This is a genomic window from Flavobacterium johnsoniae (assembly GCF_030388325.1).
In the GTDB taxonomy this organism is placed as follows: Bacteria; Bacteroidota; Bacteroidia; order Flavobacteriales; family Flavobacteriaceae; genus Flavobacterium; species Flavobacterium johnsoniae_C.
In genome coordinates this window covers 1,303,154-1,329,301 of the sequence record NZ_CP103794.1, presented here as the reverse complement: position 1 = coordinate 1,329,301, position 26,148 = coordinate 1,303,154, and the positions used below count along the sequence as shown (strand labels likewise).

Below are 26,148 nucleotides of genomic sequence, written 5' to 3'. Positions count from 1 at the left end.
ACTTTGTCGAGCTTCTAACGAAGATTTCTCGTTCCTCGAAATGACAAGATTGTGTGTATGCTTAATTAAAGTTAATTACGAAATCTCCCCTCTCAAAGCAGTTTCAAAAATATCTTTAAACTCGTTTTGCGGAATATCGTGCCCAAGCAAATACATCAGTTTTGTAATTGCGGCTTCTGTAGTAATATCTTTTCCAGAAATAACTCCAAGAGATTTTAAAGCCGTACTGGTTTCGTATTGTCCCATGTTGACGCTTCCGCCTGAGCATTGTGTTACGTTTACAATGTGCATTCCAGATTTGATGGCTTTTTCGATTAAGTTTAAAAACCAATCTTCCGTTGGTGCATTTCCAGAACCGTAAGTTTCGAGAATAATTCCTCTTAAACCTTTAGTTTCAAGAATTGAAGCCAAAACGATTTCGCTCATTCCAGGAAACATTTTGATAAACGCAACATGATTATCTAAATTTTTATGAACGATAAGTTTTGCATCTTTATTTACAGGAAGAAATAAATGTTTATTTAATTTTAAATGAACTCCCGATTCTACCAATTCAGGATAATTTGGCGCTGTAAAAGCTCTAAAATGTTCTGCATTTACTTTGGAAGTTCTATTTCCGCGGTATAATTTGTATTCAAAATACAAACAAACTTCTGTGATAACTGGTTTTCCATTTTCTAAAAGTGATGCAATCTGAATCGCTGTAATCAGGTTTTCTTTTGCATCGGTACGCAAATCTCCAATTGGCAATTGCGAACCTGTAAATACAACTGGTTTTGCTAAATTTTCGAGCATAAAACTCAAAGCCGAGGCCGAATAAGACATGGTATCTGAGCCGTGAAGAACCACAAATCCGTCAAAAGAAGTATAATTTTCCTCAATAATAGTGGCGATTTTTGTCCACATTTGAGGATTCATATTAGAAGAATCAATTGGATGTTCGAATGAAATTGATTCGATTTCGCAATCCAATTGTTTGATTTCTGGAATTTTCTGAATTAATTTACCAAAGTTGAAGGCTTTAAGCGCTCCAGTTTCAAAGTCTTTGCTCATACCGATGGTTCCTCCGGTATAAATCAATAGTATTTTTGCTTTAGATGACATCTTGGTATTTCAATTTATTGACAACAGGATTGGCGTACATTGCCAAAAATCCTTGTCTGGTAATAGGATTATCGCTTCCGATTCTCATTTCTAAACGACGTTCAAAAAGTGATTTCTCGCTTTCTTTATACTTATCAGCAAAACGGTTTGTTTCGTTTAAAATATCGTAAGCAATAAAATTAGTTGGCCACAATTGATAGTTTTTCAAAATAACATCATCAATTGTTTGCGCCAAAGCCTGAACTTGTTTATTTACATTGTCGTTTTCAGCCACAATCTGATCGATTTCTGTATCTAAAACATCACCTACAGAAATATGGATTCTTTTTTTAGTTCCCATAATTCCACTTAAAATGGTCATGAAATCTTCGTTTTTATCTTTTACGTAAACTTCGTTGTTTGCTTCTGCCATTAATTGTGGCATTTTCAAAACATCCGTTGGATCATATTCATAAGAAATAGAAACTGGAACAATTTTTAATTTCTTAAAATAATCCATTAGATTTTCTTCATCAGAACCCATTCCTATCATTTTTAAAACGCCTGGATTGGTTTCGTCGTTTCCGTCTTTTGTTCTTCCTTCTCTTTGAGCAATCCAAACCGAACGATTTTCGCGAAGCAATAATTGTCCCATATATTCTGCAAGCAGTTTAGAACTTTGCAACATTTCACGAGGTGTTAATCCTCTTAAAACCAAAAAGTTTCTATTTAATTTTGCTAAAGTTGCCAAGAAAGCTTTTTTCACTAAATTATCTCCAATTGCAGAAGCAGTCATTACTAAACCGTGTTCGAACAAACAAACATTAAGTAAAGTGGTATCTAAAAGAATATCTCTATGATTTGAGATAAACAAATATGAAGTATTAGGTTCTAGTTTTTCAAAACCTGAAGTTGTTAAACCTTCAGAACTTTTTTCTAAGACTTTTTGAATTGTATTGTAAATAAAATTGCATTGAAAATCACGAATAGAATGTGTTTTCTTCAATTGTTCCTTCCAAACCTCATCTTCTACTTCCGGAAAAGTAAAGTTCATCATGGTTTTCATCATAGGATGATTTACAACATCATGAAGGGCTTCATTTATTTCGGAATCATAAAACGGTCGAATGGCATCAAATCTCTGCATTATTTATTTGGGTTTAAGTGGGCAAAAGAACAAAAAAAAAATTAAAGTTTTGTAAGGCGTGGGTTAAATCCCAAAAACGTCTTTTGAATTTTGTGTTGTTATTGCTGCTATTTCTTCTACAGAAATACCATAAATATCGCTTAATTTCGCAATTACATTGACTAAATAACTGCTTTCATTTCGTTTTCCTCTGTACGGAATTGGCGCTAAATAAGGCGAATCTGTCTCCAAAACGATATGTTTCAAATCAATTTGATTTAAAAACTGATCAATTTTTCCGTTCTTAAAAGTTACAACGCCACCAATTCCTAGTTTCATGTTATAAGAAATGGCTTGCTGCGCTTGTAATAAAGTTCCTGAAAAACAATGAAAAATCCCAAATAAATCTTCAGATTTTTCTTCTTCTAAAACTTCGAAGATTTCATCAAATGCTTCTCTACAATGAATTACAATAGGTAATTTGTATTGTTTTGCCAGCTGAATCTGTTTTTTAAAAGCAATTTGCTGTTCTTTTAAATGTGTTTTATCCCAATACAAATCGATTCCGATTTCTCCAACAGCGTAGAATTTTCTTTTAGACAATTCAGTTTCAACATGGTGTAATTCATCCTGATAATTATCTTTCACGTAAGTGGGATGCAAACCCATCATTAAGAATACATTTTCGGGGTAATTTTTTTCTAAATCGTACATAGATTGCGTTGCCGCAGCATCGATTGCAGGAATAAAAAAACGTGTAATTCCGGCATCAATAGCGCGCTGTATCATTTCGTCACGATCCTGATCAAATTCTTCAGAATATAAATGCGTGTGAGTATCGGTAATAATTGGTGTTGAATTCAATGATATAATTTTAAAGCTGTCAAAATTACGACAATATTAAAAGAATACCAATTTTGTAGAGATTACGGGACGCGGATGACACGGATTCTCTTCGTGAAAACGCTGATAAAACAGATTTTTCTTTTTAGTTTGATCTCTAAAAAAGAAAAAACCTTTGTCAAAGTTTGAAACTTTGACAAAGGTTGCTGTATTTTTTATCAGCCTAAGGAACGAAGAACCTCACTAGAAGCTTCACAAAGAAAACCCCCATTTTTTCCGCGAATTAACTAGTGTGATCCTTCGTTCCTTGAGATGATAAATTTGAATTAATAAATTATTTTCCAGTTTCAATAAACAACAAAGCGCGATCTAAAACTTCGTCTTTGCCTTCTTGAATTCCTTTGATTGTTGGCTTTATTTCTATATCAGGAATGATGCCAATTCTTTGGATTTCGGTATTTTTAGCTGCACTAAAAATCACTTGAGACATCAAAATGAGAATTAATAAAATAATTTTTTGCATCAGTTTATTTCGGTTAAGTTTCAATTGTTTTGGGACAATTCTTTTAAAAAGAAAATCGAATTTAGAACTAAAATTCCAAATTCGATTGAGGTTTTCCACAATGGGATAAAATTTTTTTAAAATATTAAATCATTCTAGTTCTTCTAAAAGGCGTTCTACTTCATCATAATCTTCATAATCTTGAGAAATAGTCTGCAAAACTTCTTTACATTCTGCGTATTTTCCTTGTTTCAATTTTGATAAAGCCAAGTTCCATTTTGCCTTTTCTTTGTAGACAGAATTTCCAGTTTCTAGTTCTTTAAAAATGTCTTCTGCTTTTACATATTTTCCAACTTGCAATAATGAAATGCCATAGAAATACTGAATTTCTGGTGAATTGTTTTCCTTTAAAATACTTTCAAAAAGCGGAATTGCCTTTTCATATCTTTTTCCATTAAAATTATCTTCGGCTTTTTTCAAAGTTTCTTCAGAAACGCCTCTTTCAGTAAAATAAGCGCTTTCTGGATGATTATAATCTTCAAAATTTGGATAATGATTATAATCGAAGAAAAACAATCCGAACATTATGGCGACAGAAGCCGCCGCTGCAAAATACCACGGCTTAAGCGAAACGACTTTGGTTTTCTTTTTATGGAAATATTTGTCTGAAATTCGAGTAAGATTTTCGGTAAAAATTTCGCGTTCTGCTTCTTGTCCGAATTTATTTTCCAATTGAAAATGCATTTCTTTGAAACTTTCAAATGCTGAGGCAAATTCTGCATCTTCAGCCAATTGTTTCTCAAAATTGTTTTTTTCATCAACGGTCAGTTCGCCTTGAAGATACTGGTCAAATAATATATAGCGTTCTTCGTTCATGACTAATTGTTTTTTAAAGAGTTAAAATTTTTCGCTTCCTGAATCCACTCCGTCAGCTGTCCTACGCACAATGATTTCTTTTTTCTAACATAACCATAAGTTACATTAAGTTTTTCGGCCACTTCTTCCATCGATTTTAACGTAAAACTGAGTTTTAAAACTTCTTGACATTTTTCTCCCAGTTTTTGAAACATGGTATCAAAAAGTTTCTGTTTTTCATCAAATTCTTCCGCTTGTCCGATCAGTTCGTGAGCAGATTCATTGATAGATACTACATTCTCATAAATTGTTACCCCTTTGTTGGATGATTTTTTTAATTCGTTTAGCCAGCGTCTTTTGCAAAGAAGAAAAAAGTAAGCATCAAACGGACAAGTTAATTGCAGTTTATTGGCTTTCGCCTGATTAAAAAGCAAGATTAAGACTTCTTGAATGACATCTTGCGCTTGATCTTTATCGCCCGAATTATTGGTTATAAACTGAACTGCTTTTGGAGCAAACTTCTTGTATATCATCTCTATAACAACCGAATCGTTTGCGGCAAGTCCGTCGATATATTTCTGATCAGGATGAATTTTATTTTGACTCATAAAAAGACATTTTACAGCTAATTTAAAAAAAGTATCTCAAAAAATTTCAAAAACAAGAGGTAACAATATTGCATTCAATTGTATCTATCAAAATAAAAGTCTTTTAAAAACTCTTAAAAAATTAAAAGAAATGAAAAGTTACTCCTTAACAAACGAAAAAAATCTAGATAGATTTTACGAAATAATCGCAGCCAAAACACGAAATGGTTTTACGATTACAGAGCATAATGAGAAACTGCCTTATGTGGTTTTATCTAAAGAAAAAAAAGAAATAAATCACGCGCTCCATTTATTCATCACTTTAATGACTTTAGGTTTTTGGATTTTCTTTTGGATTTATCTGATTTTAAATTTCTCTCGCAAAAAAGACATTTTAGTCGCCGTTGACGAAGATGGAAATCTGTTTGAAGATAAATGTCTTTCAGCTTAAATAAAAAAAATCAGAAAACAGGGGTAAAAAATTTTTAACACAATTGATATAACGATATAAAAGCCTTTAAAAATTATTTTTTGAAAACAGGGGTAACAAAATAAACCCCAAATTGATTTAATCCTATAATTAATAACCAAATCTGAAAAACTACTTGAAAACAATCAAGCCAGATTTATAAAAACTAGAAATTATGAAAACAAATTTTAAAAAAATCGGACTTTTAATACTAGCAATGACAACTTTCGCAAGCTGCGATAATACAGATGGCGACGATATTAAACTTTCTCCTCCAACGGCAGCTGCTTTTAAAAGCATTAGTGAAAAAGGTTTGAAAAGAAATACTCAAAATTTTACTATGACGGCCGGAAACGGTGTTGTCACCCTAACGTCAGCAAAGGGTGTAAAGCTTTACATTAACGGAGACTGTTTAACAAAAAACGGAAATGCAGTAACAGGTCAAGTTGATATTGAATTTGTAGAACTTTTTGACAAAGGAAATATGTTGGTTACCAACAAACCAACAATGGGAATTATGCCTGACGGAAAGAAAAACCTTTTAATTTCTGGTGGTGAATTCTTCATCAAAGCAACTCAGGGGGGAGTCGAATTGCAAACCTCATGCAGTATGAACATGATTGTTCCAACTGCTCTAACAAATGGTTTTGATAACTTAATGACTTTATGGACTGGAGTTATTGATGAAGATGGCGAATTGGCGTGGAAAGATGCGAGAGGCGCAGACGGAAAAGGCGGTGTACAAGGTGAAGGAAACAACTATTATGTAACTTTTGGAAATTTTGGTTGGACAAACGTAGACCGTTTTTACAGCGATCCGAGACCAAAAACAACGATTTTAGTTGATGTTCCTGAAGGTTACGATAACACAAATAGTGCTGTTTATCTTTCTTATGATGGCGAAGGAAATAATGCTTTGGCTAAATTAGACACTTATACTGCCGAAGGATTATTTAGCGAACACTACGGTCAAATTCCAGTTGGACTTGCTTGTCACATTATTTTCGCAACTGAAGACAACGGGAACTGGCGTTATGCAATAAAAGGAGTAACTACAACTGCAAATGCTGTTTATACCTTTGCACTAGCCGAAACAACAGTCGGTACAGAAGCTCAATTGGTTGCTGCAATTAATGCCATTCAGTAACTTACAAATGCTTTTTTTGAGAAGAAGTGATGATTTGCTCATCACTTTTTTTTACATTTAATCACGTTTTAAATTGATTTTGATCATTTTAGAATCCCAAAACTATCTCGTTATGAAACCACAACTGTCTATTTTCTTTATTTTATTCAGCATCTACGCTATTGGACAAACCAAAGTAAAAGACACCATAACCCGAAGAGCGAATATCAGTTTTATTCAAAACGGAAATCAGGTTTCTTATAAACCCGAAACGCCGCCTTTGATTCCGATTGCGGGTGCGCCAAAACCAAGTTATTCCTATTTATGGGAATTGGGCGACGGGCATTACAGCAAAGAAGCAGAACCAAAACACGTTTACAAAAACAAGGGAACTTATACCACTAGACTTGCCGTAACGAATAATTACGACAATGGAAAACCACCTGCAACGCGTCCTAAAAAAGTGGCTGTAAATGATATTACAGACAACAATTATAAAGACATTGCTTCGATTGCAGATCAGAATGGTTTTGCGATTATTAAGAACTGTGATCCTATTCCAGAACAAGAAATGGTAGTTGTAGTGAGTTATCAAAATCTAGAAAATTATGTCTCGAGCGGAAAGCTTTATTTATTTTATAATGAAAAGCAATTCAAACACAATAACTTTGAATTAAGTGATTTTAGAACGTATGCAGGCGAACGTGAAGTAAAAGAAAACTTAGTCGCTTCAGTTGATGATTTGAATGATTCAAATAATTTTCTGGCTTCCGCCGAAGGGAATTTCAAAACCAAAAAATACCGAAATACGACAACCGAAGAAGATCTTGACGCTTCGCTTTTAGATGCCAACAAAACTTATCACAATGTTTCTGTTTTAGAATTTGATGATGCTAATCCAGGAGAAACTCGTAATGTTTTTTACACTTTCAAAACCACTCCAGAAATGATAAAAGATACCAGCGCAACGGTTACCATGCGCGGTATTTTTGTTCCCAACAGAAGTTATAAAAACCATAAAGTAAAAAATCTGGAAATGGAAATCGTAACGTCTCACGATCCGAACAAAATGGGATCAAACGGGCGTTTTATGAATTATAGATTGGTACGTTTTAAAAGAGTTAATTTTAAAACTCGTTTTCAAAATAATGGTGAAGGTCCAGCAAGAAAAATTCGTTTAGAGACCGATGTTCCAGATATGTTCGACAAAAAAACGTTTCAGATAGAAAGTATGTATCCAGAATGTCCAATTTGTCCAAAAGGCGAAGAAGCAACGGTGAGTTGTCTTGATACGATTATCAAACAAAAACAGATTATTTTTACTTTCAAAAATATTTATCTGCCTGGAAGCGAACAGAAAAATGTTCACGAAAAAGATTCTACAAAAGGTTTTGTAAAATACTCGATGAAGTTTGGAGAAGATTTTCATAAAGTAAAAACCAAAAGCCGAACGGCAATCATTTTTGATAAAAACGAACCGATAATTACCAATTACGCCACTACCCGATTTATGCCCGGAATTTCGATTGGCGCAAAAGCGGGCTATAATTTTTATACTGATTTGGATAAATCGACAAGTTATTTTGTGGGTGCAACGCTTTCGCCTTTTAAATCATATCGTTTTTATTGGCAGGTCGAATGGGTAAATTCTTTAAATCAATATAATAGCGCAACAAATGTTGTTGATCAATTTGCAACAAATGCCAACGGAACGAGGCAACTGCAGCGTACAACAACAAATATTGAAAATAAAAACATCAATTGGGAAGTGCCTGTTTTAATTCGTTATAACATTAACAATTACATTGGAATTGGTGCGGGAATTCAGGCGAATATCAATGTTTCTTCTGAGCAAAATCAAAGTGTTCAAATAGATTTATACGAAGGTGATAAAGAAAACTTCTTGATTAGTTCGACAACAAGTTCTGATAAAATAAAAAACAGTTTTACAGATGTAAAAACGGGTCTTTTATTTGATTTAACAGCAGGTTTTGCGAGAATTGGTCCGAGTTTGGGCGCGCGTTATGTAATTAATTTTGAACAGAATTTTAATTATTTTCAGGTTTATGGAATTTGGAAGTTTTAGGGATTATAACACAAAGATGCACAAAGGTTGCACAGAGATACACAAAGCTATTTTTACTTTGCGAATCTTTGCGAAAAAAACTTTGTGAATCTCTGTGAAATAAAAAAACAGCTTAATATGAACTTATATCACTTATATGGTTTTATTTTCCTTTTCCTGAGTCTGAATGTTTTTGGACAAAGTCAGGAGGATAAAATATATAATGCTGTTGATAGTTTTACCGCAAGCCCTTCCGCGAAAGCGTTACAAAATTTAAGAAATACTGAAAGTGTGTTTTGGAAAAGTGCAAAACCAAAAACAAAAGAAGAATTATTGGCGATTGTTATTTTAAATTGCAATAAGGCTTATTACGAAAATCAGTTTGGGCAAACTCAAAATGCTATTTCGAGTTATGAAAAAGCTTGGCAAATATATCAGAAAAACAGGCTTTCAAATTATGATATTGTTGAATTTTGCTTAAAACCACTTGGTAATTTATATACTGTTTCAGGCGACTATGACAGCGCAGAAAATACCATAAAACAGTATTTTTTTATTGTCAATACTTCCAAAAATTATCCTGATGCACAAAACCAAAAGTTTGCCGCAATTCTAAATTTATCTAATGTATATCAGAGTTCTGGAAAAATTTCTTTGGCAATTGAACTTTTAGAAAAGACTTTAAAAACAGAAAAATTATCCAATTTGCAAAAGGGAATTTTATGGAATAATCTGGGGAATAATTATTTATTGAGCTCAACTGGAAACTTAATGAGACCAGAAATTCATCAAAGCGCTACAAAAGCATTTGAATCTTCTATCAAACTTCTTGAAAACGAAAAAAATCAGTCGAAAACTTTATCAAATTCATATCGAAATTTGGCAACGTTAAACCGTCAAAGACAGAATTTTGAAACCGCAAATTATTATCTGGAAAAAGCTGAAAAATTATTTTTACAAACTACAAATCAGCAGCCTCGAAAGTTAGCCAAATTATATTACGAAAAGGCTTTACTTCTTTTTGACGAAAGAAAATATGACGAAAGCAGAGAGCAAATTTCAGTTGTTTTTAAAACATTGATTCCAAATTATAATTCGAAAGATATTCTTCCAAAACAAAATCAATTGTATGCAGAAACTGTTTTAGTTGATGCGCTTGATTTGTGCGGAGAAACTTTAAGAATAAATCAGCCCAAAAAGGCAATTTCAGCTTTTGAGCTTTCTTTTTACATCGAAGATTTATTGATGAATGGTTTGGTTTATGAAAATTCTAAAATCTTAATGCAATTGCGATCTCGAAATCGTACCGAAAAATGTATTTCGATTTATAATGGATTATTTAAAAAAGAAAGCAAAACTGCTTATTTAGAAAAGGCTTTTCAATTGGCTGAAAGTACAAAAGCTGGAATTTTGCAACGTTATCGTTCCAATATTAAAAACGCTTCCGCAGAAGAAAAACAGCTTTTACAAGAACTTCAAAATTTAAATAATAACATTTTAAAAGAACAGCAAAAAGGAGATTCTGCTGATATTTTGAAAATCAATCAGTTCATAAAAAAACAAAATGAATTGGTAATTTCACTTAAAAAAATCCAATCTGAAAATCCAAATTATATTTCTGAAAAATGCGATTTGAAAGCATTATTTAAGAAACTCGAAAATGATAAAGCGATGATGGTTTATTATTTTATGGGATTTGAGAATCAATATTATTTCACTTTACAAAATAATCGTATTTCATTAAATCGCCTTTCTTTTGGAGATGGAAAAATCTATAATATTATTCACTTTATAGACTATTTCAACAATGCGAATGCCATTAATAATGATATTTCAGGTTATGTCAATTCTGGAAAAAAAGCTTATGATTTATTAAAATTACCTACTAATTATGTTAATCAAAACCTCATCATTGTTCCCGACGGCATTTTAAATTTCCTTCCTTTTGAAGCTTTAATCACCCGAGAATCTTCGACAACAAATTTTGCCAAAATGAATTATTTAATGAACGATTTTAAAATCGCTTACAATACTTCGGCAAATATTTATTTGAATTCAAAACCTGTTTCAAAATCAGAGAAAACGGTTTTGGGCGTTTTTCCTATTTTTGAAAAATCAGCTTTTGAGCTTCGTTATTCGAAGAAAGAATTAGAATCAATTCAAAGTAATTTTAAAGGCAAATATTTAGAAAATGCTCAAGCGAGTTTTTCTAATTTTAAAAATAATGCTTCCCATTTTTCTATTTTACATTTGAGTACGCATGCTTCTTCTGGCGATATTGAAACTCCAGCGAGCATTAAATTTTATGATCATGAAATCTTCTATTCTGAATTGTACAATCTGCATATTAATCCAGATTTAGTGGTTTTAAGCGCTTGCGAAACTGGAATTGGAAAATTGTACAAAGCAGAAGGCGCGATGAGTATTGCAAGAGGTTTTCAGTTTGCTGGAGCGCAGAATTTGCTTTTTTCTTTATGGAAAGTGAACGATTTTACAACTTCGGTTTTTATGTCCGATTTTTATAAAAACATTAAAAATGATGTTTCTTATTTTGAAGCCAATACAAATGCAAAACGAGATTATTTAAATGATAAATCGATTCCGAATGCTAAAAAATCTCCTTATTATTGGAGTTCTTTTGTTTATTATGGTTCGATTGCTACAGAAGAAAAATCTGCAAATTATATCCCATATATTGTTAGTGTATTGATTGTAATTGGCTTATTTTTGGGATTCAATCAGTACAGAAATGGAAAATCTTCACGAGATTCTCAAAAAAGGGAATTATAAAAAAATAAAGTTTAAAATCACCAAAACACAGCATTTACAGATAAAAGCCAAAATCAATGGCATTTCTGGAAATTTCATTTTAGACACTGGTGCATCTAATACTTGCGTTGGTTTTGAAAGTATTGAACGTTTCGAATTGTCTGCAAAAAACTCCAAAACAAAAGCTTCTGGCGCGGGCGGAACAGGAATGACAACACAGATTTCTTCGCAAAATAAACTACAAGTTGGAAGCTGGAAAAATAAAGATTTCAGTATCGTAATTTTTGATCTTTCACACGTAAATGAAGCTTTAGAATCTTTTAAAGCAAAACCTGTTCACGGCATTATTGGAGCAGATGTTTTGTTGGAAGGAAAAGCAATTATTGACTATTTTAATCATTACTTGTACCTTAAATAGAAAAAAATTCCTAATTCCAATTAAAAAAATAAGACTATCTCATTTTTGAGACAGTCTTATTTTTTCTTTAACTGCTCCAGCGGAGCAAAATATTTATAGAAATTTCAATTCACAAATTTAAAAGAGCTCCAGCGGAGCGACATCTTTTTACAATGATAATATATTTCGCTCCGCTAGAGCTTTGTTATCGATAATAATACGATCTCTATAAATATTTCGCTTCTCCGAAGCTTATTATTGTTTGTCTAATAACTCTGAACGGCTTTTTTAATTTTTACACAATTTCCTGATTATCAATTTCTACTTTTGGAACTGCATGTTTTTTCAACGAAAAATAAGCCACAATTGTACTCAATAACATTAAAGCTCCTCCTAAAATAAATGGCGCACCTGCAAATTTAAACGGTGCATCTTCGTGAGTAAAAAAGTAAAAAGTGTTCGCCATCATAGGTGGACCAATAATAGAAGAAGCGCTCATTAAACTTGTTAAAGTTCCCTGAATTTCTCCTTGTTCGGTTGGATCTACTTTGCTTGCTACAACAGATTGTAAGGCTGGGCCAGCAATTCCTCCAAGACAATATGGAATTAAAAACACGAACATCATCCAACTTTCTGTTGCAAAGGCAAATAATAACATTCCGATTGTGTATAAAGCCAAACCGATGTAAATACTTTTTTCGTTTCCTAGTTTTGGATTTATATAACGAATTAATCCTCCTTGAACAACGCCTACTAATAAACCGATAATTCCTAATGAAATTCCAATCATTCTTTCATCCCAATTAAATTGGTAAATTGTGAAGAAACTCCAGTTGCTTTGTACGGCATGAGAACCTACGTACAAAAGAAAAATAGCAGAAATTAAACCAATTAAAGTTGGATGTTTTCTCAAACCTAAAATGGCTCCAACAGGATTGGCACGTTTCCAATCAAAAGATCGGCGGTTTTCTTTTTTAAGTGATTCTGGTAGAATGAAAAATCCGTAAAGAAAGTTCAGCATACACAAAACTGCCGCGGCATAAAACGGAACTCTAGATCCGTACTGTCCTAATAATCCTCCGATTACAGGTCCGATAATAAATCCTAATCCAAAAGCAGCGCCGATTAATCCGAAGTTTTTTGCTCTATTTTCTGGCGTACTCACATCGGCAATATAAGCAGAAGCTGTTGTAATGCTTGCTCCGGTTATTCCTGCAATAATTCTTCCTGCAAAAAGCCAGAGAATGGTAGGCGAAAATGCTAATAAAATATAATCTAATGAAAACCCGAAAAGCGAAATTAAGATAATTGGTCTTCTTCCGAATTTATCACTCAAATTTCCAATTACTGGAGCAAATACAAATTGGGTTATCGCATACGCGAAAGTTAACCAACCACCTATTTTTGCGGCTTCACTAATGTCTCCCTGAATTAATTCTTCAATTAATTTTGGTACTACAGGAATAATAATTCCCCATCCTGTAATGTCAATTAACATGGTTATGAAAATAAAACCAATGGCTGCAGATTTATCTTTTTGTAGCATAGTAGTATTTGTAAGAAGATACAAATAAACATATTTTTCAATTAAGAATAAAAAAATCCCAAATTCCAATTGAAGGAATCTGGGATTTTTTATCGTGAAACTCCGAATTCGGGTTCGGAATTTCACTATCAAAAATTAAAACTATTAATGAGTGTGTTTCGGATTGAAACCGTCTTCGCTTAATTCTGTTGGCGTATAATCGGCAACCATTTCAGCTTCGTAGTCGATTTTTTCTCCTTTAGAGAATTTTCTAATAATTTTCTCCATAATGTCGTAGATCACAGGAACTACAATTAACGTAAGGAATAATGAAGAGATCAAACCTCCAATAATTACCCAAGCTAATCCGTTTTTCCATTCTGCTCCAGCTCCAGATGCTAATGCAATCGGGAACATACCAAATACCATCGCAATTGTTGTCATCAAGATCGGACGTAAACGAGCGTGGTTTGCTTGAATCAAGGCATTTCTGATTGATTCGCCAGCCGCTCTTCGCTGATTGGTATAATCGACAAGCATGATCGCATTCTTACACACCAGACCAATCAACATGATGACTCCTAAAATCGTAAAGATATTTAATGTGTTGTTTGTTAACGCTAGTGCGAATAAAACCCCAATGAACGAAAGCGGAATTGCGAACAATACGACAAAAGGGTGAACGAAACTATCATACAAACCAACCATTACAAGGTAAACCAGAATAATAGCAGCTAATAATGCAATTCCTAAAGTACCAAAACCTTCTGACTGGTTTTCTTGGTCACCACCCCAGATGTAGTTAACCCCAACTGGTTTTTTCAGTTTATCTAATTTTTCTTGCCATTGTGTAACAATTGTTCCTGCTGGCACCCCAACGTTTTGTCCTTGTACTGTTACAGAAGCTGTTTTATCTCTACGCTCTAATTTACTTGGCCCAGAACCTTCTGTAATAGTAGCGAATTGGTTTAATTTAATCTGCTGCCCTGCGTTGTTTATGAAAATCAAGTTACTAACGTCTGTGATATTTTTTCTATCAAATTCGTTGTATTTGATGTTGATGTCATATTCATATTCACCAGCTCTATATTTACCGTCAGTATTACCACTATAAGCAGTCTGCATTGTTAAACCGACAGTTTGCAGCGTTAATCCTAAAGCAGCCATTTTATCTCTGTCTACCTGAACGTTGATCTCTGGGTTTCCGTCCTCAACTGTCAATTTAATCTCAGTTGTTCCAGGAATTGTACGTAATTCAGCTTCTGCTAATTTTGCAAATTTCATAGCGCTTTCTACGTTTGGACCTGTTACGATCAAACCTAAAGTTGCATCTTCTGCTGTTCCTAAGATACCTACAGGAACTGTTTTTACTTTAGCACCAACTAGAATTTTCTCTAGTTTACGTTTTGTTTTTGCTGCGTAAACGTTGGCATCATCTGTACGATCTTTTTGTTCGATCATTTTAACGTCAATCTCTGCCTTGTAAGCTGTTGCTTGAGCAGCTCCTAAACCTTCACTGGTTTGTCCTACAGTTGTAATTTGACTGAAAACATATTTCTCTCCTTTTAAGAAAGCTTCTGCTTTTTGTGTCATAAAGTTGGTTTGTTCTAAAGAAGCATCTTTTGGCATCTCAATTTGTACTAAGAACTCACCACTATCAGATGATGCGAAGAATTCTCCTCCAATATACCCACCTCCCATTAACCAGAAGATTGTTCCAAAAAACATTACGACAACTGCAACAATTGTTTTAATATAGTGATCTAAACACCAGTTTAGTAAGTTAGATACCCAGTCAGTAAAACGAGTCAAATAGCTTTCGAATCCAAGAATAATTCTTCCGAAAAGGTTTTTACCTTCAATATGTTCTAATTTCCCGAAACGAGAAGATAACCAAGGAATAATAGTAAACGAAGCCAATAATGAGAACATCGTTGATATAATTACCGTAACACAGAATTGTGTAATAATGTTCGATACCAATCCGGTACTCATTGCAATTGGCAAGAACACCACCACAATTACTAAAGTAATCGAAGTTACGGTTGCACCAATTTCGGCAGTTCCGTCATAAGCAGCACGAATTCGGCTTTTACCCATCTCCATGTGTCGATAAATATTCTCTAGTACCACAATCGCGTCATCCACAAGAATACCAACTACAAGAGATAAACCAAGTAAAGACATTAAGTTAAGCGTGTAACCCAATAAATAAATTCCAATAAATGTTGCAATTAAAGATGCAGGAATAGATACCATTACAATTAATGAGTTTCTAATACTGTGTAAGAAGAACAACATTACAAATGCTACCAAGATAACCGCAATTAATAAATCGTGTACAACAGAATCTGCTGCTTCTAACGTAAATACGGTACTATCTTTTGCAACTTCCAATTTCAATTGAGCCGATTTATAATCGTTCTCTAAAGTTGCAATTGTTTTGATTAACTGCTCACTTACCGCAACGGCATTTGCATCTGATTGCTTAACAATTTGAAGTACAATCGCACTTTTTTGATCTACACGGGCAATTTTTTCCGCGATTTTTTGTGTATCCTGAACATCAGCAATATCTCCTAAACGAACCTGAATTCCATTTTGAGAAGAAACTACTAAGTTTCTTAACTCTTCAACATTTTTATATTTACCCGCTAAACGAATTAAGATTTTTTGATTACGAGTTTGAATATTTCCAGTAGGGAAATCCAAGTTCGAAGTCAAAATAGTTTGTTGAACTTGAGGAACAGAAAGTCCGTAACCTTGCATTTTTACAGCGTCAAGGTTTACTTGAATCTCACGTTCTTGACCACCAATAATATTTACCTGAGCAACACCTTGTACACGAGATAAAATTGGAGCAATCTTTTTATCGATCAAATCGTAGAAAGCTGCTTCATCCATTTTACCATTCGCACCAAGCGTCATAATTGGTAAATCACTCAAAGAGAATTTAGTCAAAGACGGCGGATCTGCATCATCTGGCAAGTCACTTAAAATCGCATTAATTTTACGCTGCGCATCATTCATCGAAATATCAACATTTGCATTTGATGTCAATGTGATCGATACTACAGATAAACTCTCATAAGATTTCGAGTCAATTTTCTTAATATTTTCCAAAGATGCAATCGCATCCTCAATTTTCTTTGTAACAGTATTTTCAACCTCACTTGGAGAAGCTCCAGGATATACAGTTGAAACCGTAATTACGTTGGTTTCAAATTTTGGGATCAGCTCGTAGCCTAACTGGCTGTAGCTGAACAATCCACCTAGAGTTAGAATTGTAAACAGTACAATTACCAACGACGGACGTTTAATGGATATTTCGGCTAATTTCATATATTTTTTCTTTATGCTTTAAGCTGTAGGCAATAGGCTTTAAGCTTTGAACCAGCTTATAGCCTATAGCTTAATGCTTATAGCCAAATAATTATTTAATAATTTCTACTGTATTTCCGTCTTGTAAGTTGATTTGACCTGTAACAATTACAACTTCTCCGTCATTTAGACCATTGATAATTTCAACTTTATCACCTAAAATTCTTCCTGCAACAACTTTTTTCAATTTTGCTACATTGTTTTCTACAACAAAAATTTCGTTACTGCTTACACTTCCAACAAAAGCGTTTCTAGGAACTACTTTTAAGTTTTGTTTTTGATTGTTTGAACCAAAGTTTGCTGTTCCGTACATACCTGCTTTTAAGTCGTTGTTAGCATTGTTTGTAATTTCAATTTCAACAGGGAAATTTAAAGAAGCATCTGCTTTTGCAGCGATGAAAGTAATTTTTCCAGAGAAAGTTTTATCAGGATAAACACTTGCAGTAATATTTACTGTATTTCCTAATTTTAAACTTGCTACTTGAGTTTCATTTACTGTAACAGTCAATTTTAATTTAGAAACATTTACGATATCAAATAAAGCAGTTGCAGGCATTCCAGCTAAAATAGATCCTGGTTCAACATATTTTTTGTTGATGTATCCGTTAATTGGAGCTTTTACTTTAGTATCTCCAACATTAATATTAGCTTGTGTTAAATTAGATTGAGCATTTGTCATCGCCAGTTTTGCCTGATCTAATTGTTGTTTTGTAACACCGCCAGTTTTAAAAGCATTTGAGTATCTCTCGTAATCTGATTTTGCATTTTGATATACAGCTTGAGCTTGTTGCGCATTTACATTAATAACATCACCTCTTACTGTTAAAAGTGTTTGTCCAACTCTTACATAATCACCTTCTTTTACTAAAACACTGATTACTTTTCCAGATTTTTCAGCAGAGAAAGTCAATTCTTGAATTGGTGCAAAGTTTCCGTTTGCAGTAAAACCAAGATTCACATCTTCTGTTTTTACTGTTGCTACTTTTACAGAAACCGCCGCATTTTTTTCTGCTACAATTGCAGTTTTTCCTTCATTTTCAGCCTTGTTCTTATTTAGAATGAAGTTAATCCCGACAAGTGCCACGACTATGATTACGATTGTTATAATTATTTTTTTCATTGTAATAATTTGTTATTTAGTAAGAGATTTTAGTTCGCCTTTCGATTTGATTAGAGATATTTCGGCAATTTTATAATTTAAAACTGCTCTTGTAAAGTTATTTTGAGCTTCAAGAGATGCGTTTTCTGCATCTAGCAAATCGGTTAAAGATGCTAAACCTTGAAGATAATTATTTTTGGTATTGCTAAGAATTTCAGTTGCCAAACGCATGTTTTCTCTCTGATTTTCAATTGTTACCAAGTTGTTCTCGATTTGAGCCATTGCATTTCTGTAATCTAAATCAAGTGACAATTTAGTATCTTTAATATCTTCTTGAAGTTCTCTAATTTGAACATCTGCTTGTCTCACTTTTGCACGAGTTCCAAAACCTGTGAATATTGGCACATGTAAGTTTAAAGCAATAGCAGAGAAATCTGACCAGTAAACTCCTTTTTCTGGTTTTGCAAACCAAGGAAACTCAGGGCCTTGACCAATATAGTTGTAACCTGCAGATAATGAAAGTGTAGGATAATAACCCGCTTCAACAGCTTTTTTATTAAAAACCAACAGTTCTTCTTGTTTCTTCAAAAGCAAATATTCTGTTCTGTTTTCAACATTTGGCTCTTGAGTTAAAGCAGCTGGAACAACTTCAAATTCTTCTTTTGGCATAGTGATTTGAGTTTCAATAGGCATTCCCATGTAAAACTTTAAAGCATTTTCCTGTAAAGTAATCTGATTTTTAATTTGCTGACGTTCTGTATCAATGTTAGACATTTTAACAACAATACGATCTAAGTCGATTTTTTTAGCCAATCCATTGTCAAACTGACCTTTTACGATATCTCGAACTTTTGTAGTATTTACGTAATTACTGTCTAACAAAATCAGTCTTTCTTTCTGTACATAAACCGAATAGTAGTTATTTGCAACTCTCTCAATAACTTGCTCTTCAGTCAATTGATCGTTTATTTGATAAAACTCACGCGTAGTTCTTGCTGCTTTTAATCCAGTAAAAACAGATTGATCAAATATGGCTTGAGTTAAAGAAAGTCCCGCAGTAGATGTCCATTTTTGTCCAAATGCTGCCTGAATTGTAGTTCCCGGCTGTCCAAATCCAGCTCCGTCAATAACGGTTGTCTGAATGATTGGATTGTGAGTTAAATTTCCGTTTGCGCTAATTTGAGGTAAAGCTCTAGAGCGTACTTCTTGAATTTGATACTCACTATTTTCAACCTGAAGTTTTGCTTTTTTTGCATCCGCTTTATTCTGAAGCGCGTAATTCACAGCGTCTTTCAGAGTTAAAGTGGTTTGCGCGTTGGCAGACAAGCCAATGGTGCACAAAAATATAAGAAGGATTCTTTTCATAAGTAGTTAAATATTTATTTTTAAATTTTGAGATAGTATCGTCATCTCCTATTCCTCACTCAGAAAAATGACGATTGAATATAATGGATGATTAATTTTGGATTCTTTTTAATTGCTTTTCTAATTCCTCGACTCCTTTTGGAGTAGCCATTGCTCGAGTATGATATTCTAATGCTTCTAATTCAATTCTTTGGGCTTCGCTTTCAGAAACTGTATTTTCGTTAATGTGAAAAACCAATGTGTAATAAAACTTCACATAAACCTCAATATTTAGATCACTTCTGTAAAGTCCTTCGCGAATTCCTTTTTCAATATTATCTCTAAAACACTGTGTGCATTGATCAATTTCGATAGAAAGGATATTTTGGTAAATCTCTGGATAATGTTTTTTAAGCTGATAAATTGGCGAGGTATCAATGTTGTTTTTAAACATGTCGCGGAACATTTCTCTAATCTCAAAATTTTCATGAATCGCATTATAATTCTTAGCAATAATGGTATCCATAATTTCGTGAACTTGTCCGTGAACCATCGAAGTGCTTTCTTCAATCAGAACTTCTTTATTGCAGAAATATTTGTATATCGTTTTTTTAGAAATACACATTTCTCCCGCAATGTCATCCATAGTAACGCTCTTAAAACCAAGCTTTAAAAACAACTCGCTTGCTTTTGAAATTATTTTCTCTTTCATCTTAAACTCCTCAAATTGCATTACAAATATACTTTGGAAACTCAAATCAAAAAAAATAGTTTCCGCTTTATTTGTAATAATTTTACATTAATTTATTAGTTTAGTAAGAATTATATGCTAAATTCTAGATTTGCTATAATTTTGATATCTTTTCCTAAAGCTGCACCATTTGCATGATTAAAAGAACCGTATTCTAAACCAAAATCTTCTCGTTTAACATTTCCTTTTATTTCAAAAGCAACTTTTTTCTCTCCGTTGTGCATATTCTCTCCTAGAAATTCTGCATCCAATTCAACTACTCTTGTAACGTCTTTGATAGTCAAATCTCCTTTGAAAAAATTAATATTTTGATTTACTTTTTGAAATGAAGTCGATTTAAAACGAATTATTGGATGCTCATCTTCTTCAAAAAAATCTTGAAGCTGCAAATAAGCATCAATAGATTGGAAACTTTCATTTTTATTGTTGATATCTAATGAGAATTCAACCGAAGCATCTTCAATCTCATTATCCTCAATATTTACATAACCATCAAATTTATTGGCAGTTCCCCCTACATAAGCCGTTCTTGATCGTCTCATTTTTAATAAAACGTCTGATTGCGCTGAATCTAAAGTCCATGTTGTTCTCATAAAAACCTGATTTAATTAAGTTTATAAATCATTAAAAACTTACTATGGAAACTTTTTTAGTGTTTCGAGTTTCCATTTAATGTTGCAAATATAAACAGGAAACTAAGAATACCAAAAAAGTTTCCAAGTTTTTTTTCGTTTTTTAATGAATTAATTTTGAGTTCGTTTAGCATGAAAGTTTAAATGTTTAACAGCATTTGATATTTATCAGGAAATAATTCATAATTGAATTGTATCTTTGAGCCTCGTAAATCAGAATTTCATTTTATGCACGATATTAGTCAGTACCAGGATTTTTTTATTGATTATTTAAAAAAGCAAAATATTCACAAAGAGCCTGTAAACCTTTATGAGCCGATTGAATATATTTTAGGACTTGGCGGAAAACGCATTCGTCCGGTTTTGACTTTAATGGCTGCAGAAGTTTTTAATACTGATTACACTACTGCGCTTCCCGCGGCCATGGCTGTTGAAGTTTTCCATAATTTTTCTCTTGTTCATGATGATATAATGGATGATGCGCCTTTGAGAAGAGGTCAAGTAACGGTTCATGAAAAATGGAATCTAAACACCGGAATCCTTTCTGGCGATGCCATGTTGATCTTGGCGTATCAATATTTTGAACAATACGAACCAAATGTTTTTAGAAACCTAGCCAAATTATTCAGTAAAACAGCTCTTGAAGTTTGCGAAGGACAACAATGGGATGTTGATTTCGAAACTCGTAAAGATGTTACGATTCCGGAATATTTGAAAATGATTGAGTATAAAACAGCCGTTTTGGTTGCTGCTGCTATGAAAATGGGTGCAATTGTGGCTAAAACTTCAGAAAAAGAAGCTGATTTAATTTACGATTTTGGACTGAATTTAGGTTTAGCTTTCCAATTGCAAGACGATTATTTAGATGCTTTTGGAGATCCAGAAACTTTTGGAAAACAAGTTGGAGGCGATATTATAGAAAATAAAAAGACATATTTATATCTTAAAGCTTTAGAATTTTCTTCTAAAGAAAAAGCCTCAGAATTAGAGCAATTATTTACGCTTCAATTAGAAAATAATATCGAAAAAATAGAAACAGCTAAAACTATTTTTAATGAATCTGGTGCTTCAAAAGCAACGCAAGAAGCTATCGAAATGCACACTTTTAAAGCTTTTGAAACTTTAGAAAAAATGGAAATTAATTCTGAAAAGAAAGATGTTTTGAGAACTTTCGGAGAGAATTTAATGGGACGTAAGGTTTAGTGTTCAGTTTTCAGAAAAAAAGTATTCAGAAAAAAAAATCTACAATCATAAATCAGCAATCTAAAATCTAAAATCTCATGTTTGTAGCACCCATAAATACCGAAGCTTTATTAGCGCAAGCGCAAGCAGAGACTTTATATTTAAACCTAATTGAGCAGATTAATAAAGATTTTAATCTTGCCAATGAAGGAATTGATTTTCCATTAAGCATTTCGCCAGATGAATTAAAAATCCAGCTTCACGAAAAAATCTACAGAATGATTCAGTACAAATTTGCTGAATATTTAAATCTTCTATATATTATTGATGTTCCTGAAAATGAGATAAAAAGTCTTGATGGATCTGATTTAGTTATTTTAGCAGAACAAGTTGCTTTTTTGATTTTAAAAAGGGAATGGCAGAAGGTTTGGTTTCGAAATTATTACAAATAAGGTTCTGAGGCCCTGAGACGCTAAGGTTCTAAGGTTTTTCATAGCTACTTTTCAACACTAGTTTCCCACCCATCATATTCACCATTATACTCATTCGCTTTTTCCCATAAGTAAATTGCATATTCGTTAACACTTTTTTCATCAACTTTATCAATTCTCTTTATTTGCAATTGATAAGGAATTTCATCATCAATTTTATTCATTGAGACAAGCTTAAACCCTTTAAAAACAACCTCTTTCAGATAATTTTCTCTTTCACTTATTTTCGAAAAATAAATCCAATGAAAAACTTCTCTGGGAACAATTAATTTATCACCTTCATTATGTAATGCCTTTATGGTTTTTTTATTTGCCTCGATTTCTTTTTGTTTCATAATTTCAAAATCGTTTAATGCTTTTGTTTGGCATGAGAAAAAGCTGAGTGATAAACCTAAAAGTAAAATAAAATGTTGTTTCATCAATATGTTTTTTTTAAACTTAGAATCTTAGTATCTCAGCACCTTAGAAACTTTAAAAATAAACTCTCACAAAAGGCATAAATCCAGATCCGTAAAGACTTTTATTCGGATTGTACAAAACGTCATAGCGAGCGCCAATTGTTACACTTCCCGTTCTATAACCTGCTCCTAAATAAAGTGCAGTATTCCAATAACTATCAGAATATGAAGGTCTATTAAAATTAGATTCATATCTGGTATCTATTCGAACTTGCTCTAATTCTGCCGATAATTGAATTTCCGGAATCGGGTTTACAAGTGTTATTAAACTTCCGCCATAAACATACGATTCATAATAATTTCTTGAATTTAAGTAACCAAATTGTAAACCGACACCAACGGCAACAATTTCGTTAACATTGTAAATTGCGCTCGGCATTACAGAAATGTCTGTATAACCAGAACCAAATCCGAGACCTAAACCGCCTCCAAACTGAACTTTATCCCAGAAATGGCTGCTGTTGTCTATTACATAATTTTGCTGTGCAAAGGAATAACTTGAGAAAAAGACGGTCAAAATCACAAAATAATATCTGCAATCGATTGAAAAATGAATTTTATTCATAGTTAACGTTTATTTTAACAAATTTTTACGTAAAAGTACGTAAAAAAAAGATTTAAATAAATGTGATTGTTGTACTTTTGCCTTTCTATATAACAAAAAGTATATTCACTCATATTATGGATAGGTTTTCATTTTTAAACGCAGCGCATACCGAGTTCTTTGCACAATTATACGATCAATATTTAGTAAACCCAGACAGCGTAGAGCCTAGCTGGAGAAGTTTCTTTCAAGGTTTTGACTTTGGACAAACGACTTATAACGACGAAAATCCGGTGCAAACGATCGTTGAGTACGTGACTAGCGACAATACAGATTACAGTCAAGTTTCAGAAAAACTAAAGAAAGAATTCAACGTTTTAAAATTAATTGACGGATACCGTACGCGCGGACATTTATTTACAAAAACAAATCCTGTCCGTGACCGTAGAACTTCATCTCCAACTTTGGATATTGAAAACTTCGGATTGACTACGGCTGATCTTTCGACTGTTTTTGATGCTGCTCAAACAATCGGATTGGCTCCATCTTCTTTGCAAGATATCGTAAATCGCCTTAAAGCTATTTACTGCCAGCACATCGGTATTGAATATATGTATATTAGAAATCCTGGCGTTGTAAAATGGATTCAAGATAAATTAGCTGTAAATGTAAATCAGCCTAATTTCTCTACAGACGAAAAGAAAACAATCTTAAATAAATTAAACGAAGCTGTATCTTTTGAGAATTTCCTTCATACTAAATATGTTGGACAAAAACGTTTCTCATTAGAAGGTGGAGAATCTATTATCCCGGCTTTAGATGCTTTAATTGAGCAAGCTGCTGAAAAAGGTGTTGAACAATTCGTAATGGGAATGGCTCACCGTGGTCGTTTGAACGTTTTAGCAAACATCTTTGGAAAATCTACTCAAGATATTTTTGGTGAGTTTGACGGAAAAGATTACGATCAGGAATATTTTGACGGTGACGTAAAATATCACTTAGGTCTTACGGCTGACAAAAAAACAAGATCAGGAAAAAGCATCAACATCAATTTAGCACCAAACCCTTCTCACTTAGAAACTGTTGGAGCTGTAATTGAAGGTATCACAAGAGCAAAACAAGACAAATATTATGCTGACGATTTCTCTAAAGTATTGCCAATCGCGGTACACGGAGATGCTGCAATTGCAGGACAAGGTATTTTATATGAAATTATTCAAATGGCGCAACTTGATGGTTACAAAACTGGAGGAACAATCCACATTGTAATCAACAACCAAGTTGGATTTACAACTAACTACTTAGACGCTCGTTCTTCTACTTATTGTACAGACGTTGCTAAAGTAACTTTATCTCCAGTATTACACGTAAATGCTGACGATGCTGAAGCTGTTGTACACGCTGTATCTTTTGCATTAGATTATAGAATGCAATTTGGGCGTGACGTATTTATCGATTTATTAGGATATAGAAAATACGGTCATAACGAAGGTGATGAACCTCGTTTCACGCAGCCAGTTTTATACAAAATCATTGCTAAACACAAAAACCCAAGAGACATTTACGCAGAGAAATTACTTTCTGAAGGCGTAATCGATGCATCTTACGTAAACGGTTTAGAAAAACAATACAAAACTGCTTTAGAAGAAAACTTAGAAGCTTCTCGTAAAAAAGATTTGACAATCATTACTCCATTTATGAAAAACGAATGGGACGGATTTGTTCAGGTAACTGATACGCAAATGCTTCAAAAAGTTGATACTACTTTTGCTAAAGAAGGATTGGATTCTATTATCAACACCATCTCAACTTTACCAGAAGATAAAAAGTTTATTAATAAAATAACTAAAATTGTAACTGACAGAAAAACTGGTTACGACAACAATACTGTTGATTGGGGAACTGCAGAAGCTTTAGCTTACGGTTCGCTTTTAACAGAAGGATTTGATGTTCGTATTTCTGGTCAGGATGTTGAAAGAGGAACTTTCTCTCACCGTCATGCTGTAGTTAAAGTAGAAGATTCTGAAGAAGAAGTAATTCTATTAGATGCTATTGAAAACAAAAAAGGAAAATTTGGCGTATTCAACTCACTTTTATCTGAATATGGTGTTTTAGGTTTTGATTACGGATATGCATTAGCAAATCCAAAAGCCTTAACAATCTGGGAAGCACAATTTGGAGATTTCTCTAACGGTGCTCAAATTATGATTGACCAATATATTTCTTGTGGAGAAGATAAATGGAACAACCAAAACGGTATTGTTTTATTATTGCCTCACGGATACGAAGGACAAGGTGCAGAACACTCTTCTGCAAGAATGGAACGTTATTTACAACTTTGCGCAAGACATAATATGTATGTTGCAGACTGTACAACGCCTGCTAACTTCTTCCACTTATTAAGAAGACAAATGAAAACAAACTTCCGTAAACCTTTGGTAGTTTTCTCTCCAAAAAGTTTATTGCGTGATCCAAGATGTGTTTCTACAGTTGAAGAAATTGCAACAGGAAGTTTCCAAGAAACTATCGACGACAATACAGTAGATAAAAAGAAAGTAAAAACTTTAGTTTTCTGTACAGGTAAATTCTACTACGATATTGTAGCAGAAAGAGAAAACAACGGAAGAAATGATGTTGCTGTTGTTCGTATCGAGCAATTATTCCCTTTCCCTGTTGAGCAAATCAAAGAAATTATTGCAAAATATCCAAATGCTGATGATTATGTTTGGGCGCAAGAAGAACCTAAAAACATGGGAGCTTATAGCTTTATGCTAATGAACTTTGATCTTGTAAAATGGAGATTAGCTTCATTAAAAGCATATTCTGCTCCAGCATCTGGAAGTTATACCCGTGCAAAACGCCGTCATGCAGATGCAATTAGAATGGTATTCGATAAAAATTTATTTAGATAAAAAAAAT

General features: G+C 33.2%; 22 protein-coding genes. 8 read left to right on the top strand and 14 right to left on the bottom strand.

Going from position 1 to position 26,148, the window contains the following annotated elements; translation table 11 throughout:
• Window positions 1-75: 75 nt before the first annotated feature.
• The 6 genes from NYQ10_RS05910 to NYQ10_RS05885 all read right to left on the bottom strand — a co-directional run bounded on the left by NYQ10_RS05910 (window position 76) and on the right by NYQ10_RS05885 (window position 5,017).
• Window positions 76-1,104 carry an asparaginase gene (locus NYQ10_RS05910; RefSeq protein ID WP_289879309.1) on the bottom strand — a complete coding sequence of 343 codons (1,029 nt, stop codon included), beginning with the start codon at window positions 1,102-1,104 and terminating at the stop codon, window positions 76-78.
• Window positions 1,094-2,230: a 1-acyl-sn-glycerol-3-phosphate acyltransferase gene (locus tag NYQ10_RS05905; RefSeq protein WP_289879308.1), complete on the bottom strand. Its 1,137-nt coding sequence runs from the start codon at window positions 2,228-2,230 to the stop codon at window positions 1,094-1,096. The genes NYQ10_RS05910 and NYQ10_RS05905 overlap by 11 nt, the downstream gene beginning before the upstream one ends.
• 63 nt (window positions 2,231-2,293) lie before the next feature.
• Window positions 2,294-3,073 carry a TatD family hydrolase gene (locus NYQ10_RS05900; protein ID WP_289879307.1) on the bottom strand — a complete coding sequence of 260 codons (780 nt, stop codon included), beginning with the start codon at window positions 3,071-3,073 and terminating at the stop codon, window positions 2,294-2,296.
• Between the two features lie 313 nt (window positions 3,074-3,386).
• The gene (locus NYQ10_RS05895; RefSeq protein WP_289879306.1) at window positions 3,387-3,575 is read right to left on the bottom strand and encodes a hypothetical protein; all 189 of its coding nucleotides are present in this window, start codon (window positions 3,573-3,575) and stop codon (window positions 3,387-3,389) included.
• Window positions 3,576-3,704: 129 nt separating this feature from the next.
• The gene (locus NYQ10_RS05890; RefSeq protein ID WP_289879305.1) at window positions 3,705-4,430 is read right to left on the bottom strand and encodes a CDC27 family protein; all 726 of its coding nucleotides are present in this window, start codon (window positions 4,428-4,430) and stop codon (window positions 3,705-3,707) included.
• 2 nt (window positions 4,431-4,432) lie between these two features.
• Window positions 4,433-5,017 carry an RNA polymerase sigma factor gene (locus tag NYQ10_RS05885; protein WP_289879304.1) on the bottom strand — a complete coding sequence of 195 codons (585 nt, stop codon included), beginning with the start codon at window positions 5,015-5,017 and terminating at the stop codon, window positions 4,433-4,435.
• A 130-nt stretch (window positions 5,018-5,147) separates the two neighbouring features.
• Between NYQ10_RS05885 and NYQ10_RS05880 the strand changes: the two genes are divergently transcribed.
• The 5 genes from NYQ10_RS05880 (at window position 5,148) to NYQ10_RS05860 (ending at window position 11,843) form a co-directional block, all read left to right on the top strand.
• Entirely contained in the window at window positions 5,148-5,447 is a 300-nt protein-coding gene (locus NYQ10_RS05880; RefSeq protein ID WP_289879303.1) for a hypothetical protein, read from the top strand.
• Between the two features lie 193 nt (window positions 5,448-5,640).
• A complete protein-coding gene (locus NYQ10_RS05875; protein ID WP_289879302.1) occupies window positions 5,641-6,612 on the top strand; it encodes a hypothetical protein in 972 nt (323 codons plus the stop codon).
• Window positions 6,613-6,724: 112 nt separating this feature from the next.
• Window positions 6,725-8,677, top strand: coding sequence for a PKD domain-containing protein (locus NYQ10_RS05870; protein ID WP_289879301.1), 1,953 nt, complete (start codon window positions 6,725-6,727; stop codon window positions 8,675-8,677).
• Between the two features lie 117 nt (window positions 8,678-8,794).
• Window positions 8,795-11,446, top strand: coding sequence for a CHAT domain-containing protein (locus NYQ10_RS05865; protein WP_289879300.1), 2,652 nt, complete (start codon window positions 8,795-8,797; stop codon window positions 11,444-11,446).
• Window positions 11,406-11,843 (top strand): retropepsin-like aspartic protease, encoded by a 438-nt coding sequence (locus NYQ10_RS05860; protein ID WP_289879299.1) that lies wholly within the window; start codon window positions 11,406-11,408, stop codon window positions 11,841-11,843. Before NYQ10_RS05865 ends, NYQ10_RS05860 begins: the two co-directional genes overlap by 41 nt.
• Before the next feature lie 274 nt (window positions 11,844-12,117).
• Here NYQ10_RS05860 and NYQ10_RS05855 read toward each other — a convergent pair whose 3' ends face one another.
• The 6 genes from NYQ10_RS05855 to NYQ10_RS05830 all read right to left on the bottom strand — a co-directional run bounded on the left by NYQ10_RS05855 (window position 12,118) and on the right by NYQ10_RS05830 (window position 20,515).
• Window positions 12,118-13,368, bottom strand: coding sequence for a TCR/Tet family MFS transporter (locus tag NYQ10_RS05855; protein ID WP_289879298.1), 1,251 nt, complete (start codon window positions 13,366-13,368; stop codon window positions 12,118-12,120).
• A 144-nt stretch (window positions 13,369-13,512) separates the two neighbouring features.
• A complete protein-coding gene (locus NYQ10_RS05850) occupies window positions 13,513-16,689 on the bottom strand; it encodes an efflux RND transporter permease subunit (RefSeq protein ID WP_289879297.1) in 3,177 nt (1,058 codons plus the stop codon).
• 91 nt (window positions 16,690-16,780) lie between these two features.
• On the bottom strand, window positions 16,781-17,848 hold the full coding sequence (locus tag NYQ10_RS05845; protein ID WP_289879296.1) for an efflux RND transporter periplasmic adaptor subunit: 1,068 nt from the start codon (window positions 17,846-17,848) through the stop codon (window positions 16,781-16,783).
• 12 nt (window positions 17,849-17,860) lie between these two features.
• A complete protein-coding gene (locus tag NYQ10_RS05840) occupies window positions 17,861-19,192 on the bottom strand; it encodes a TolC family protein (RefSeq protein WP_289879295.1) in 1,332 nt (443 codons plus the stop codon).
• 91 nt (window positions 19,193-19,283) lie between these two features.
• The gene (locus NYQ10_RS05835; RefSeq protein ID WP_276175579.1) at window positions 19,284-19,883 is read right to left on the bottom strand and encodes a TetR/AcrR family transcriptional regulator; all 600 of its coding nucleotides are present in this window, start codon (window positions 19,881-19,883) and stop codon (window positions 19,284-19,286) included.
• Window positions 19,884-19,993: 110 nt separating this feature from the next.
• Window positions 19,994-20,515, bottom strand: a complete 522-nt coding sequence (locus NYQ10_RS05830) for a YceI family protein (protein ID WP_289879294.1) — start codon at window positions 20,513-20,515, stop codon at window positions 19,994-19,996.
• Window positions 20,516-20,782: 267 nt separating this feature from the next.
• Here NYQ10_RS05830 and NYQ10_RS05825 point away from each other — a divergent pair, with 267 nt between their 5' ends.
• Both NYQ10_RS05825 and NYQ10_RS05820 read left to right on the top strand, forming a co-directional pair.
• Complete coding sequence (locus NYQ10_RS05825; RefSeq protein ID WP_289879293.1) at window positions 20,783-21,757, top strand: polyprenyl synthetase family protein; 975 nt, start codon at window positions 20,783-20,785, stop codon at window positions 21,755-21,757.
• Window positions 21,758-21,834: 77 nt separating this feature from the next.
• On the top strand, window positions 21,835-22,188 hold the full coding sequence (locus tag NYQ10_RS05820; RefSeq protein WP_276175582.1) for a hypothetical protein: 354 nt from the start codon (window positions 21,835-21,837) through the stop codon (window positions 22,186-22,188).
• A 44-nt stretch (window positions 22,189-22,232) separates the two neighbouring features.
• Here the strand turns inward: NYQ10_RS05820 and NYQ10_RS05815 are convergent, their stop codons facing one another.
• Both NYQ10_RS05815 and NYQ10_RS05810 read right to left on the bottom strand, forming a co-directional pair.
• The gene (locus NYQ10_RS05815; RefSeq protein WP_289879292.1) at window positions 22,233-22,646 is read right to left on the bottom strand and encodes a ribonuclease E inhibitor RraB; all 414 of its coding nucleotides are present in this window, start codon (window positions 22,644-22,646) and stop codon (window positions 22,233-22,235) included.
• A 52-nt stretch (window positions 22,647-22,698) separates the two neighbouring features.
• Window positions 22,699-23,250, bottom strand: coding sequence for a hypothetical protein (locus NYQ10_RS05810; RefSeq protein ID WP_289879291.1), 552 nt, complete (start codon window positions 23,248-23,250; stop codon window positions 22,699-22,701).
• A gap of 116 nt (window positions 23,251-23,366) precedes the next feature.
• Between NYQ10_RS05810 and NYQ10_RS05805 the strand changes: the two genes are divergently transcribed.
• Window positions 23,367-26,141: a 2-oxoglutarate dehydrogenase E1 component gene (locus NYQ10_RS05805; RefSeq protein ID WP_289879290.1), complete on the top strand. Its 2,775-nt coding sequence runs from the start codon at window positions 23,367-23,369 to the stop codon at window positions 26,139-26,141.
• Window positions 26,142-26,148 lie beyond the last annotated feature (7 nt).

Coding starts and splice junctions, on each gene's coding strand:
- NYQ10_RS05910 (WP_289879309.1), bottom strand. CDS start 1,104: ATGTCATCTAAAGCAAAAATACTATTGATTTATACCGGAGGAACCATC.
- NYQ10_RS05905 (WP_289879308.1), bottom strand. CDS start 2,230: ATGCAGAGATTTGATGCCATTCGACCGTTTTATGATTCCGAAATAAAT.
- NYQ10_RS05895 (WP_289879306.1), bottom strand. CDS start 3,575: ATGCAAAAAATTATTTTATTAATTCTCATTTTGATGTCTCAAGTGATT.
- NYQ10_RS05890 (WP_289879305.1), bottom strand. CDS start 4,430: ATGAACGAAGAACGCTATATATTATTTGACCAGTATCTTCAAGGCGAA.
- NYQ10_RS05885 (WP_289879304.1), bottom strand. CDS start 5,017: ATGAGTCAAAATAAAATTCATCCTGATCAGAAATATATCGACGGACTT.
- NYQ10_RS05880 (WP_289879303.1), top strand. CDS start 5,148: ATGAAAAGTTACTCCTTAACAAACGAAAAAAATCTAGATAGATTTTAC.
- NYQ10_RS05875 (WP_289879302.1), top strand. CDS start 5,641: ATGAAAACAAATTTTAAAAAAATCGGACTTTTAATACTAGCAATGACA.
- NYQ10_RS05870 (WP_289879301.1), top strand. CDS start 6,725: ATGAAACCACAACTGTCTATTTTCTTTATTTTATTCAGCATCTACGCT.
- NYQ10_RS05865 (WP_289879300.1), top strand. CDS start 8,795: ATGAACTTATATCACTTATATGGTTTTATTTTCCTTTTCCTGAGTCTG.
- NYQ10_RS05860 (WP_289879299.1), top strand. CDS start 11,406: ATGGAAAATCTTCACGAGATTCTCAAAAAAGGGAATTATAAAAAAATA.
- NYQ10_RS05855 (WP_289879298.1), bottom strand. CDS start 13,368: ATGCTACAAAAAGATAAATCTGCAGCCATTGGTTTTATTTTCATAACC.
- NYQ10_RS05850 (WP_289879297.1), bottom strand. CDS start 16,689: ATGAAATTAGCCGAAATATCCATTAAACGTCCGTCGTTGGTAATTGTA.
- NYQ10_RS05845 (WP_289879296.1), bottom strand. CDS start 17,848: ATGAAAAAAATAATTATAACAATCGTAATCATAGTCGTGGCACTTGTC.
- NYQ10_RS05840 (WP_289879295.1), bottom strand. CDS start 19,192: ATGAAAAGAATCCTTCTTATATTTTTGTGCACCATTGGCTTGTCTGCC.
- NYQ10_RS05835 (WP_276175579.1), bottom strand. CDS start 19,883: ATGAAAGAGAAAATAATTTCAAAAGCAAGCGAGTTGTTTTTAAAGCTT.
- NYQ10_RS05830 (WP_289879294.1), bottom strand. CDS start 20,515: ATGAGAACAACATGGACTTTAGATTCAGCGCAATCAGACGTTTTATTA.
- NYQ10_RS05825 (WP_289879293.1), top strand. CDS start 20,783: ATGCACGATATTAGTCAGTACCAGGATTTTTTTATTGATTATTTAAAA.
- NYQ10_RS05820 (WP_276175582.1), top strand. CDS start 21,835: ATGTTTGTAGCACCCATAAATACCGAAGCTTTATTAGCGCAAGCGCAA.
- NYQ10_RS05815 (WP_289879292.1), bottom strand. CDS start 22,646: ATGAAACAACATTTTATTTTACTTTTAGGTTTATCACTCAGCTTTTTC.
- NYQ10_RS05810 (WP_289879291.1), bottom strand. CDS start 23,250: ATGAATAAAATTCATTTTTCAATCGATTGCAGATATTATTTTGTGATT.
- NYQ10_RS05805 (WP_289879290.1), top strand. CDS start 23,367: ATGGATAGGTTTTCATTTTTAAACGCAGCGCATACCGAGTTCTTTGCA.